The 11,544-nt window shown below is 62.9% G+C and carries 11 protein-coding genes; 7 read left to right on the top strand and 4 right to left on the bottom strand.

Going from position 1 to position 11,544, the window contains the following annotated elements; translation table 11 throughout:
- Positions 1–30 precede the first annotated feature (30 nt).
- Together RGM2987_RS23750 and RGM2987_RS23745 are read left to right on the top strand one after the other, a co-directional pair.
- Positions 31–576, top strand: coding sequence for a gamma carbonic anhydrase family protein (locus RGM2987_RS23750; protein ID WP_245145238.1), 546 nt, complete (start codon positions 31–33; stop codon positions 574–576).
- Between the two features lie 171 nt (positions 577–747).
- Positions 748–1,398: an HAD family hydrolase gene (locus RGM2987_RS23745; RefSeq protein WP_245145237.1), complete on the top strand. Its 651-nt coding sequence runs from the start codon at positions 748–750 to the stop codon at positions 1,396–1,398.
- Positions 1,399–1,709: 311 nt separating this feature from the next.
- Here the strand turns inward: RGM2987_RS23745 and RGM2987_RS23740 are convergent, their stop codons facing one another.
- The 4 genes from RGM2987_RS23740 to aspA all read right to left on the bottom strand — a co-directional run bounded on the left by RGM2987_RS23740 (position 1,710) and on the right by aspA (position 7,423).
- On the bottom strand, positions 1,710–2,702 hold the full coding sequence (locus RGM2987_RS23740) for an AraC family transcriptional regulator (protein ID WP_245145236.1): 993 nt from the start codon (positions 2,700–2,702) through the stop codon (positions 1,710–1,712).
- A gap of 199 nt (positions 2,703–2,901) precedes the next feature.
- Entirely contained in the window at positions 2,902–3,906 is a 1,005-nt protein-coding gene (locus RGM2987_RS23735) for an asparaginase (RefSeq protein ID WP_245145235.1), read from the bottom strand.
- 120 nt (positions 3,907–4,026) lie between these two features.
- A complete protein-coding gene (locus tag RGM2987_RS23730; RefSeq protein ID WP_245145234.1) occupies positions 4,027–5,478 on the bottom strand; it encodes an alanine/glycine:cation symporter family protein in 1,452 nt (483 codons plus the stop codon).
- Positions 5,479–5,998: 520 nt separating this feature from the next.
- Positions 5,999–7,423: an aspartate ammonia-lyase gene (aspA, locus tag RGM2987_RS23725; RefSeq protein ID WP_245145233.1), complete on the bottom strand. Its 1,425-nt coding sequence runs from the start codon at positions 7,421–7,423 to the stop codon at positions 5,999–6,001.
- 176 nt (positions 7,424–7,599) lie between these two features.
- On the opposite strand from aspA, the gene RGM2987_RS23720 reads away from it, so the two are divergent.
- From RGM2987_RS23720 to RGM2987_RS23700, 5 genes are all read left to right on the top strand, one after another.
- Positions 7,600–8,517 (top strand): LysR substrate-binding domain-containing protein, encoded by a 918-nt coding sequence (locus RGM2987_RS23720; RefSeq protein ID WP_245145232.1) that lies wholly within the window; start codon positions 7,600–7,602, stop codon positions 8,515–8,517.
- Positions 8,518–8,898: 381 nt separating this feature from the next.
- The gene (purE, locus tag RGM2987_RS23715) at positions 8,899–9,390 is read left to right on the top strand and encodes a 5-(carboxyamino)imidazole ribonucleotide mutase (RefSeq protein WP_003196369.1); all 492 of its coding nucleotides are present in this window, start codon (positions 8,899–8,901) and stop codon (positions 9,388–9,390) included.
- Positions 9,391–9,402: 12 nt separating this feature from the next.
- Positions 9,403–10,488, top strand: a complete 1,086-nt coding sequence (locus RGM2987_RS23710; RefSeq protein ID WP_245145231.1) for a 5-(carboxyamino)imidazole ribonucleotide synthase — start codon at positions 9,403–9,405, stop codon at positions 10,486–10,488.
- Between the two features lie 105 nt (positions 10,489–10,593).
- The gene (locus RGM2987_RS23705; protein ID WP_003187057.1) at positions 10,594–10,839 is read left to right on the top strand and encodes a GlsB/YeaQ/YmgE family stress response membrane protein; all 246 of its coding nucleotides are present in this window, start codon (positions 10,594–10,596) and stop codon (positions 10,837–10,839) included.
- A gap of 89 nt (positions 10,840–10,928) precedes the next feature.
- Entirely contained in the window at positions 10,929–11,465 is a 537-nt protein-coding gene (locus tag RGM2987_RS23700) for a DUF3299 domain-containing protein (protein WP_245145230.1), read from the top strand.
- The last annotated feature ends 79 nt before the right edge of the window (positions 11,466–11,544 follow it).

The following is an 11,544-nucleotide window of genomic DNA, read 5'->3' as shown; positions in this document are numbered from 1 at the left end:
CGCCTATCAGTAGCAGAGAGAGAGCCTATCGTGACCCTTCGCACGTACCAGAATCACAGCCCGCGGCTTGCCCGGGGCGCTTTTGTCGACAGCACTTCGGTGGTGATCGGCGACGTCGAAATCGGCGAAGACAGCTCCGTCTGGCCGCTGACGGTCATTCGCGGCGATATGCACCGCATCCGCATCGGCGCCCGCACCAGCGTGCAGGATGGCTGCGTACTGCACATCACCCACGCCGGCCCGTTCAACCCCGATGGCTTCCCGTTGCTGATCGGCGACGACGTGACCATCGCCCACAAAGTCATGTTGCACGGCTGCTCGGTGGGCAGCCGGGTATTGATCGGCATGGGCAGCATCGTCATGGACGGCGCGGTGGTCGAGGATGAGGTGATCATCGGCGCCGGTAGCCTGGTGCCGCCGGGCAGACGCCTGGAAAGCGGTTTCCTGTACGTCGGCAGCCCGGTCAAACAGGCCCGGCCGCTGACCGACAAGGAGCGAGCGTTTTTCACCTACAGCGCGGCGAACTACGTGAAGCTCAAGGATTTGCACCTGGCTGAAGGTTACGACCAGGGCTGATCGCCTTGTCTGTCTGTTGATTCATCGTGGCGAGGGAGCTTGCTCCCGCTGGGCTGCGAAGCAGGCCTCTTTTTTGTGAGCGCTTCGCGCCCAAGCGGGAGCAAGCTCCCTCGCCACGTACTCATTTCAGTCCTTAAGATGGACGGTATTGCACCGCTGCTGGGAGCTTTCATGCACCACCAAACCCTACTCTTCGACCTCGACGGCACCCTCACCGACCCACGCGAAGGCATCACCCGTTCGATCCAGTTCGCCCTGGGCAAACTGGGCATCGACGAGCCCGACCTGACCCGCCTCGAACACTTCATCGGCCCGCCGCTGTTGCAGGCGTTCATGCAGTTCTACGACTTCGACGAAGCGAAAGCCTGGGAAGCGGTGAACTTCTACCGCGAACGCTTCAAAGTCACCGGGCTGTATGAGAACCGCGTCTTCGACGGCGTGCTGCCGTTGCTGGAAACCCTGGGCAGCCAGGGCCGGCAGCTGTACATCGCGACCTCCAAGCCCTGGGTCTTCGCCCGGGAAATCGCCCGCCACTTTGACTTCGCCCGTCACTTCAAAGTGATCTACGGCAGCGAACTGGACGGCACCCGCACCAATAAAGTCGAACTGATCGCCCACCTGCTGGCCGAAGAAGGCCTCGACCCGAACGACACCCTGATGATCGGCGACCGCAAACACGACCTGATCGGCGCCCGCAGCAACGGCTTGAGTGCGGTGGCGGTGGGCTATGGGTTCGGCAGCCACGAAGAACTCAGCGCCGAAAGCCCGGCGTATCACTTCCAGACGGTGGATGAGCTGCACCGGGCGTTTTTGCGGGGTTGATGAAATCGCTTTCGCGAGCAGGCTCGCTCCCACAGGGTTCCGAAGTGCCCCCAAAATGAGTGATCACCGCCAAAAACTGTGGGAGCGAGCCCGCTCGCGATGAGGGCTGCACATCCTCAACCTGATCGCGAGTGTTCTGATCGCGAATGTGGCGAGGAAGCTTGCTCCCGCTGGGCGGCGCAGCCGACGCAGGCCTGATTTACGGTTGGCCTGGAGAGCGCGGTAGCCGGGTATGGGGCGGCTTTGCCACCCAGCGGGAGCAAGCTCCCTCGCCACGGGGTTAGCGGTGTGCATGAAGCCGCGTTTTGGTTTTAGCTCCTGAATTGGCTCGGTGCGACGCCGCTCCAGCGTACGAAGGCGTGGCGGAAGCTGGCGGTTTCGCTGAAGCCCAGTTTTTCGGCGATCTGGTAGATCGGCATGTGGGCTTCGCAGAGCATCTGCTTGGCCCGCTCGAAGCGCAGTTCGTCGAGCAGGTCCTGGTAGCTGCAACCCAAGCCTTTGAGGTGTCGGCGCAAGGTGCGTGCAGAGCAGTTCATTTGCTCGGCCAGGCCTTCCAGGCCGGGGGCGGCGTCCAGTTGGGCATCGAGCAACTGGCGGATCCGCCCGAGCCAGGCCTGGCGGCCGGTAAATTCGGTGTTCTGCCGGCGGCAGCGTTCGGCCATGGCCTGGTGCGTGATGGGGTCGGCCAACGGCAGCGGTTGTGCGAGCCAGTGACGATCAAAGGCGAACGCATTGTCGAAGCTGTCGAAAGCCACCGGACAATCGAAACAGGCCCCGTAGCGCCCCTGGTAATCGGGCGCCGGGTGTTCGAAGCGCGCCGCGTGCAGGGGCAATGCGTGGCCGAGCAGGTCGTTGCAGATGACCTTCAGCGAGACCATGCAGAACTCGGCATTGAACGCCGCCAGGGCGGGATTTTCTCGGTAGTTGCTGGCGCTGAACCAGATGCGCTCGCCGTCTTCCACCAGGCTCAGGTCAAAGAGTGTTCCCAATAGCGCCGGATAGCGCAGCGCCAGGTGCAGGGCGTCACCTAAGGTGGCACTGGTGAGCAGGGCATAGCCGAGCATGCCGTAGGACGAAACGTGCATGCTGCGCCCCAACGCCAGGCCGATGTCGCGCTTGAGAGCCACGGCGTTGGCGCAGACCTGCATCTCCTGGTTGGTGGTGATGCGCGTGTCCGCCCGGCTCAGGTCCGCCGGGCTGATGCCACTGCCGGCCAGCAAGACCTCACCGGACAGCCCTTCGTGTTCAAAGGTGCTGAGGACCAGGGAGACGGCGTTGAGGGTGGTGAGGTGGGAATGCAGCATGTCCGTTTCCAGCCTTGGGGGAGGCTGGAGGTGGAGCAAGTTATATGCCCGACTGCTCAGGCACGTACCTCTTCTGTGGCGAGGGAGCTTGCTCCCGCTGGACCGGGCTGGCGCACCAGTGCGAAGCGCTCCCAACATTAGCGGCCGCTACGCGCCCGAGCGGGAGCAAGCTCCCTCGCCACCAGGTTACGGGCCTGCCTCAGACCAGTTCCCCACACAAATCCAGCTCAACCAGCCGCCGGACCTCTTCCACCGGTAGCCCGGCGCCAATCAACGCCTGCAATTTGCCGAACGCCGCCTCGCGGGTCATGCCGCCACCGGACAGCACGCCGACCCCGCGAAGACGGCTGCCGGCCTCGTAGACGTCCAGCTCGACACCCCCTTCATGGCATTGCGTCACTGCCACGACCACCACGCCGTTGTCCCGTGCCCGCGCCAGGCTGGCGAGGAAAGCCGGGTTGTCGCTCGGCCCGGTGCCGCTGCCGTAGCATTCCAGCACCAGCCCACGGACACCGCTGCCTAACAGGCCATCGAGAATCTCGGCGCTGATGCCGGGAAACAGCGGCAGCGCCGCGACGTTCGCCAGCTGCTTGGGCTGGTTGTAGTTCAACTGTACTGGCAGGGATGACGCCTTGGCGCCGCCGCCCTGACGCTCCAGGCGCTTGAACGGATGACGACCGAAGCTGCGCACTTTCGCGCAGCGGGTCGGCGCCAGTAGCTCACCGTGGAAATACAGGTGCACGCCCGGCGCCAGGCCTTGGCCGAGGGCGACCAGCGCGCCGCTGAGGTTTTCCCAGGCGTCGCTGTCGGTCACGCCGGCCGGCAGCATCGAACCGGTGAAGCACACCCGCGCATGCAGGCCCAGCAGTTGGAAACTCATAGCCGCCGCGCTGTAGGCCAGGGTGTCGGTGCCGTGCAGGATCAGCACGCTGTCGCAACCTTGCACGTCCACGGCATCGACCACCGCTTCGCGCAGTTGCTGCCAGTAGGCCGGGGTCATGTTGGCGCTGTCGATCAGCGGCGACATTTCCCGAAAGCGCCATTGCGGGACGGCGAGTTCGGGTTGGCTGAGCAGGTAATCGCGCATCCGCGCTTCGAAACCGGACGCCGGGGCCAGGCCGTTGGCGCTGGCCTGCATACCGATGGTACCGCCGGTGTAGAGCACCATGACGTGCTGGGCGGCAGGGTAGGTCGAGGGATTCATGGTCGTTCTCCGGGGATGGAAACGGCCGCTCGGTCGAGCGGGGCCAACGTAAGGTCGAGCATGACGCCGACCTTGCGTTGTGTCACGCCGGGCGCAGGGGATGCGCCCGGTTTTCAAGGATCAGCGTTGCGCTGCGGCCACGCCCGCCGGGGCGGCTTCAGGCTTGGCAGCCGGTGCCGACGGGTTGGCTGGCCAGGCGTTGCGGTCCAGGTCAAGGTCCGGGAACTTGCTGGAATCGAAGACCGGAACCTTGATGCCGGCCGAACGCTGGTCATCGTAGTCACGCAGGATGCGCATGCCGACCTTGAACAGCAGGAACAGCGCAATCAGGTTGACGAACGCCAGCAGCGTCATGGTGATGTCGGCGAAGGCGAACACGGTGCTGAGGTTCTCGATAGCACCCCAGAAGATCAGGGCCAGGACCAAGGCGCGGTAGGCGATAAGTGCTTTGCGATTTTCACCGAGCATGAAGCGCAGGTTGTTCTCGCCCAGGTAGTAGTTGTAGAGGATCGAGGTGAATACGAACAGCGCCAGGGCCACGGAGATGAACATCCGGCCCCAGTCGCCCACTACGGCCGCCAGGGAGTTCTGGGTCAGGGCAATGCCGTCGCCTTCGAAACCCGGGGTGTAGAAGCCCGACAGCAGGATCAGCAACGCGGTGCAGGTGCAGATCACGAAGGTATCGAGGAACACGCTGAACGCCTGTACCACGCCCTGTGCAACCGGGTGCTCGACCGACGCTACGGCGGCGACGTTAGGCGCACTGCCCAGGCCGGCTTCGTTGGCGAAGACGCCGCGCTTGACGCCCATGACGATGGCGCTGCCGATCAGGCCGCCGAACGCCTGGTCGAGGCCGAAGGCGCTCTTGACGATGGTCGCCAGCATGGCCGGTACGTGGTCGAACTGCAGCACGATCACGTAGATGGTTACGCCGATGTACACCAGGGTCTTGACCGGTACCAGCAGGTCGGCAACCTTGGCGATGCGCTTGATCCCGCCGATGAACACCAGGCCCAGCAGCACCGCCAGGCCCAGGCCGGTGTAGGTGGTGTCGAGGCCGAAGGCGTTGTTCAGCGAGTGGGTGACGGCGTGGGCTTGCAGGCCGTTGAAGGCGAAGCCGAAGGTGATCAGCAGCAGGAAGGCCATGATCATGCCCAGCCAGCGCTTCTGCAGACCGTGCTGGATGTAGTAGGACGGGCCGCCACGGTACTGGCCTTCGGAGTCGCAGCGCTTGTAGAGCTGGCCGAGGGAGCATTCGAAGAAGCTGCTGGACATGCCGACCAGCGCGGTCACCCACATCCAGAACACTGCACCGGGCCCACCGAGGGTCACGGCGATACCGACACCGGCAATGTTGCCCGCGCCGACGCGACCGGCGAGGCTGAGCATCAGAGCCTGGAAGGAGCTGAGCTGGCCGGCGCTGCTTCTGAGGCTGTCACGGAACACCGTGAACATGTGGAAGAAATGACGGAACTGGACGAAACGCGAGCGGATCGTGAAGTAGCCACCGAGCCCGACAATGAGCACGATCAGCACTTTCCCTGAGAGGAAGTCGTTGATGACTTCGAGCATGAGTATTCCTCGCTGTTTTTTGTTTAAGCAAATACTGGCCATTTGGAAACATCGCGTTACATCGGTCGGCGAGCGACACGATAGGCGAGGCGATGTTTCGTCCCGGTCCACTTCGCGGGTTTGTTATTAGTTCGGGTTTCGCATGTGTTTGGCCTCGTTACCGACGACCGCTCACGCGAAGAGGGGCGGCACTATACCGATCAGTGCGGTGCCCGTCTGCACGGTTGTGGTGCGTCCGACGAAACGGACCCATTTGAAGCACCTGGTTTTCCATTACCAGGCTTGTGTGGAACCGCTTTTTTGTGGGAGCGGGCTTGCTCGCGAATGCGTTGTGCCAGACGACATTACCGTGGCTGATACACCGCATTCGCGAGCAAGCCCGCTCCCACATTTCTTCGGCTCCAGACTGTTCTTCAGCCTCGCGTCAGTTAAAAAAAAGGGCTTGGGGAACCAGTCCCCCAAGCCCTCAAAAGGTGAGAGGTGTCTAGTCCCTCGACCTGGTGAGCAATGGTTGCGTCGATCACGCTTTGAGCGGGACCAGACGCGGAGCAATCATGTTTTCGGGGCGCAGGATGTCGTCGAGCATGGCGTCGTCGAGCAAGCCTTCCTCGCGCACCAGTTCCAGCACGCCGCGGCCGCTTTCCAGGGCAACACGGGCGATGCGGGTGGCATTCTCATAGCCGATGTACGGGTTCAGCGCAGTGACCAGGCCGATGGAGTGCTCGACCAATTCGCGGCAGCGCGCTTCGTTGGCGGTGATGCCGACGATGCAGTGCTCGCGCAGCATGTCCATGGCCCGTTGCAGCAGGCGGATCGAGTCGAAGATCTTGAAGGCGATCAGCGGCTCCATCACGTTCAGTTGCAGCTGGCCGCCTTCGGCCGCAATGGTCAGGGCCAGGTCGTTGCCGATGATCTGGAACGCCACCTGGTTGACCGCTTCCGGGATCACCGGGTTGACCTTGCCGGGCATGATCGAACTGCCTGGCTGGCGGGCCGGCAGGTTGATTTCGTTGATGCCGGTGCGCGGGCCGCTGGACAGCAGGCGCAGGTCATTGCAGATCTTCGACAGCTTGACCGCAGTGCGCTTGAGCATGCCGGAGAACAGCACGAAGGCGCCCATGTCGGAGGTGGCTTCGATCAGGTCGGCGGCCGGGACCAGCGGCTGGCCGCTGATGGTCGCCAGGCGCTGCACGGCCAGGGCTTGGTAGCGCGGGTCGGCGTTGATGCCGGTGCCGATGGCAGTGCCGCCCAGGTTCACTTCGGTCAGCAGCTCAGGCGCCAGGGTCTTCAGGCGCGCCAGGTCTTCGCTCAGGGTGGTGGCGAAGGCGCGGAATTCCTGGCCGAGGGTCATCGGCACGGCGTCTTGCAGCTGGGTACGGCCCATTTTCAGGACGTGGCTGAATTCTTCACCCTTGGCGGCGAACGACTGGATCAGGCTGTCGAGGCTGGCCAGCAACGCATCGTGACCCAGCAGCAGACCCAGGCGGATCGCGGTCGGGTAGGCGTCGTTGGTGGACTGCGCCATGTTCACGTCGTTGTTGGGGTGCAGGTACTGGTACTCGCCTTTCTGGTGGCCCATGGCCTCCAGCGCGATGTTGGCGATGACTTCGTTGGCATTCATGTTGGTCGACGTGCCGGCGCCGCCCTGGATCATGTCCACCACGAATTCTTCGTGGAAATCGCCGCGGATCAATCGTGCACAGGCTTCGCTGATGGCTGCGTGCTTGGCTTCGCTGAGCTGGCCCAGCTCGCGGTTGGCATCAGCGGCGGCTTGCTTGACCATGGCCAGGCCGACTACCAGCTTGGGGTAATGCGAGATCGGGACGCCGGAGAGACGGAAGTTGTTCACCGCTCGCAGGGTCTGGATGCCGTAGTACGCTTGAGCCGGTACTTCGAGTACGCCAAGCAGGTCTTTTTCTGTGCGGAAAGATGCAGCGGAGGACATGATAGAAATCATCTCGATAAGGACCCGGTCTGAGCCGGAACGCTGTGAATCCTAGGCCTGGATAAAAATTTGGGCCAATGCTGTTAAACACTGGCCTATGCAGATTCGGCATAATGCCGGTGTGACGCCGACGGTGCGGCGAACGTGTGACCTGTTTTGGTGCGTCGGGAGGATGTATGAATCTTGAAAGCAAGTGGCTCGAGGACTTCAGCGCCTTGGCCGCGACTCGGAGTTTCTCCCAGGCGGCCGAACGGCGCTTCGTGACGCAGCCGGCGTTCAGCCGACGCATCCGCAGCCTTGAGGCGGCGCTGGGCCTGACCTTGGTCAACCGTTCCCGCACGCCGATCGAGCTGACGGCGGCGGGGCAGTTGTTCCTGGTGACGGCGCGCACGGTGGTCGAGCAGTTGGGTGAAGTGCTGCGTCATTTGCATCACCTGGAAGGCGGGCAGGGCGAGGTGATCCAGGTGGCGGCCGCGCACTCTCTGGCGCTGGGTTTTTTCCCACGCTGGATCGCGCAATTGCGCAACGAAGGGATGAACATCGCCACACGGCTGGTGGCGACCAACGTCGGCGATGCCGTGCACGCCCTGCGTGAAGGCGGTTGCGACCTGATGCTGGCCTTCTACGATCCGGATTCGGCAATGCAGATGGACCCGGAGATTTTCCCGTCCCTGCACCTGGGCCAGACCGAAATGCTCCCGGTCTGCGCCGCCGATGCCGACGGCAAACCGCTGTTCGATCTCGAAGGCGAAGCCAGCGTGCCATTGCTGGCCTACAGCGCCGGGGCGTTCCTCGGGCGTTCGGTCAACCAGTTGTTGCGCCAGCGAGCGCTGCGGTTTACCACGGTCTACGAGACGGCCATGGCCGACAGCCTGAAAAGCATGGCCCTGGAAGGCCTCGGTATCGCCTGGGTGCCGCACCTGAGCGTGCGCGCCGAACTGGCCCGAGGCGAACTGGTGATCTGCGGCGGCGCGCAGTGGCACGTGCCGCTGGAGATCCGCCTGTACCGCTGCGCCCTGGTGCGCAAGGCCAATGTGCGGTTGCTGTGGCGCAAGCTCGAGGGCGGGGTGGCACAGGGCGTCACCCATTCTTGATAACGAAACGTAACCCTGTGGGAGTGTGGTTGGACGCAGTATTTGTGAGCACCCAGGACCCAATGTGGGAGCGGGCTTGCTCGCGAATACGGCTTGTCAGTCGACGATTGCTTTGCTGATACACCGCTTTCGCGAGCAAGCCCGCTCCCACAGGGGAATTGAGGTGTGCTTTCGCTGACCTTCGGGTCAATAAAACCGCCGTTTAACCGCAAATGACAGATGGTCGCGACAGGGGCTGTTTATCTGCTTCATTGCGGTATACTGCGCGGCCTTCGGCCGGTCCAAATCGGCCATTATTCGTACAACAAGCCACGCCGGTTTCCCGCGTGGCTTGTTGTTTTTTGACGCGCCTGCGGGCGCCCAGAGAGAAGAGGCACATTGATGAGTGCATTGGTTGGCGTGATCATGGGCTCCAAGTCCGACTGGTCCACCCTTAGCCACACCGCCGATATGCTGGAAAAGCTCGGCATCCCGTACGAGGTGAAAGTGGTTTCCGCCCACCGCACCCCGGACCTGCTGTTCCAGTACGCCGAAGAAGCCGAGGCCCGCGGGATCGAGGTGATCATCGCCGGTGCCGGTGGCGCGGCCCACCTGCCAGGCATGTGTGCGGCCAAGACCCACCTGCCGGTGCTGGGCGTGCCGGTGCAGTCGTCGATGCTTTCGGGCGTCGATTCGCTGCTGTCGATCGTGCAGATGCCGGCCGGCATCCCGGTCGCGACCCTGGCCATCGGCAAGGCCGGTGCGATCAACGCGGCCCTGCTGTCGGCGAGCATCCTGGGCGCCAAGCATCCGCAATTTCATACCGTGCTGAAAAAATTCCGCGCTGAGCAGACAGACAGCGTCCTGGACAATCCAGACCCACGCATTGCCTGAGGTTGTTGACGAATGAAGATCGGTGTAATCGGTGGCGGCCAGTTGGGTCGCATGTTGGCCCTGGCGGGTACGCCGCTGGGGATGAACTTCGCCTTCCTGGACCCTGCGCCGGATGCCTGTGCTGCCGCCCTGGGCGAGCACCTGCGGGCCGACTACGGTGACCAGGATCACTTGCGCCAGCTGGCCGATGAAGTCGATCTGGTGACTTTCGAATTTGAAAGCGTCCCGGCCGAAACCGTGGCCTTCCTGTCGCAGTTCGTCCCGGTCTACCCCAGCGCCGAAGCCTTGCGCATCGCCCGTGACCGCTGGTTCGAAAAGAACATGTTCAAGGACCTGGGCATTCCCACCCCAGCCTTCGCCGACATCCAATCCCAAGCCGATCTCGACGCCGCTGTTGCCGCTATCGGCCTGCCGGCAGTGCTCAAGACCCGCACCCTGGGTTATGACGGCAAGGGCCAGAAAGTCCTGCGCAACCCTGAAGATGTGGTCGGCACCTTCGCCGAACTGGGCAGCGTGGCCTGCCTGTTGGAAGGCTTCGTACCGTTCACCGGGGAAGTCTCGCTGATCGCCGTGCGCGCTCGCGACGGTGAAATCCGCTTCTACCCGCTGGTGCACAATACCCACAAGGACGGCATCCTCAAGCTGTCCGTCGCCAGCACCGACCATCCGTTGCAGGCCCTGGCCGAAGATTATTCGAGCCGGGTGCTCAAGCAGCTCGATTATGTCGGCGTGATGGCGTTCGAATTCTTTGAAGTGGACGGCGGCCTCAAGGCCAACGAAATCGCGCCGCGGGTGCACAACTCCGGGCACTGGACCACCGAAGGCGCCGAATGCAGCCAGTTTGAAAACCACCTGCGGGCGGTGGCCGGGCTGCCGCTGGGCTCGACCGCCAAGGTTGGTGAAAGCGCGATGCTCAACTTCATCGGCAAAGTCCCGGACACCGAGAAAGTCGTGGCAATCGCCGACTGCCATCTGCACCACTACGGCAAGGCGTTCAAGGCCGGGCGCAAGGTCGGTCACGCCAACCTGCGCTGCGCTGACCGGGCGACCCTGGCCCAGCAGATCATCAAGGTCGAGACGCTGATCGCCGAGCAATAATCTGAAACATCGGTGGAACCATTCGTCGGCCCGATTCTCTCATGGCAAGGTGCCAAAGCCCGACTAGGCTTTGGCATAAGCTTCTCAATCGAACGGGGAATTGCCATGGGAATCATTGGAACCATCTTCATCGGCCTGATCGTTGGCCTGCTGGCGCGCTTCCTTAAACCGGGCGATGACAGCATGGGCTGGATCATGACCATCCTGCTGGGTATCGGCGGTTCGCTGGCAGCCACTTACGGCGGCCAGGCACTGGGGATCTACCAGGCCGGGCAAGGCGCGGGCTTCATCGGTGCCCTGGTGGGCGCGATCGTGTTGCTGGTGATCTACGGCCTGATCAAAAGAAACTGATTCAAATGCGACATAGCCCCCTGCTCGCGGCGCGTGCAGGGGGCTAGAATGCCCGGCGATTCACTTCTCTCTCATTGCCGAGCCCTTTCATGCGCCGTCTAGTGTTGATCCTTCTTCTGTTGAGCGGTGGCCTGGCCCATGCCGCCGAACTGCCGGAAACCGACTGGCTCGAACTGATGCCCAAGTCGGACCAGAAAGCCCTCGAGGCCATGCCCGAAATCGACCACAACTCCCCCGAGGCCAACGGCACCTTCACCGAGAAGGGTGGCCTGAAGCAGAGCAAAGGCCTGCCGGCGGTGATGTATTCGACCAAGACCGTGGCGTCGATGAACGACAAACACATCCGCATCGGCGGCTACCCGGTGCCCCTGGAAACCGACGCCAAGGGCCGCAGCACGCTGTTCTTCCTGGTGCCGTACCCCGGCGCCTGCATCCACGTCCCGCCACCGCCGCCTAACCAACTGGTGCTGGTGCGCTACCCCAAGGGCCTGAAGCTCGACGACATCTACACACCGCTGTGGGTGACCGGGACGCTGAAGATTGAAAAGGTCGACAACGATCTTGCCAGCGCAGCCTATGCACTGGATGCAGAGAAAGTGCGGGTGGTGCAGGAAGCGGATTTGTAACCGATCTCTCGGCTTACCGTGATCCCCTGTGGGAGCGGGCTTGCTCGCGAAAGCGGTGTGTCAGGAACATCAATATCGA

This window comes from Pseudomonas sp. RGM2987 (assembly GCF_022952855.1).
Lineage (GTDB): Bacteria > Pseudomonadota > Gammaproteobacteria > Pseudomonadales > Pseudomonadaceae > Aquipseudomonas.
Note: the sequence above shows the minus strand (reverse complement) of the source record. Positions and strands in the feature narration are given on the sequence as shown.

Bases quoted from the DNA above. Each gene is read 5' to 3' on its own strand.
- RGM2987_RS23745 (WP_245145237.1), top strand. From the start codon at position 748: ATGCACCACCAAACCCTACTCTTCGACCTCGACGGCACCCTCACCGAC.
- RGM2987_RS23740 (WP_245145236.1), bottom strand. From the start codon at position 2,702: ATGCTGCATTCCCACCTCACCACCCTCAACGCCGTCTCCCTGGTCCTC.
- RGM2987_RS23735 (WP_245145235.1), bottom strand. From the start codon at position 3,906: ATGAATCCCTCGACCTACCCTGCCGCCCAGCACGTCATGGTGCTCTAC.
- RGM2987_RS23730 (WP_245145234.1), bottom strand. From the start codon at position 5,478: ATGCTCGAAGTCATCAACGACTTCCTCTCAGGGAAAGTGCTGATCGTG.
- aspA (WP_245145233.1), bottom strand. From the start codon at position 7,423: ATGTCCTCCGCTGCATCTTTCCGCACAGAAAAAGACCTGCTTGGCGTA.
- RGM2987_RS23720 (WP_245145232.1), top strand. From the start codon at position 7,600: ATGAATCTTGAAAGCAAGTGGCTCGAGGACTTCAGCGCCTTGGCCGCG.
- purE (WP_003196369.1), top strand. From the start codon at position 8,899: ATGAGTGCATTGGTTGGCGTGATCATGGGCTCCAAGTCCGACTGGTCC.
- RGM2987_RS23710 (WP_245145231.1), top strand. From the start codon at position 9,403: ATGAAGATCGGTGTAATCGGTGGCGGCCAGTTGGGTCGCATGTTGGCC.
- RGM2987_RS23705 (WP_003187057.1), top strand. From the start codon at position 10,594: ATGGGAATCATTGGAACCATCTTCATCGGCCTGATCGTTGGCCTGCTG.
- RGM2987_RS23700 (WP_245145230.1), top strand. From the start codon at position 10,929: ATGCGCCGTCTAGTGTTGATCCTTCTTCTGTTGAGCGGTGGCCTGGCC.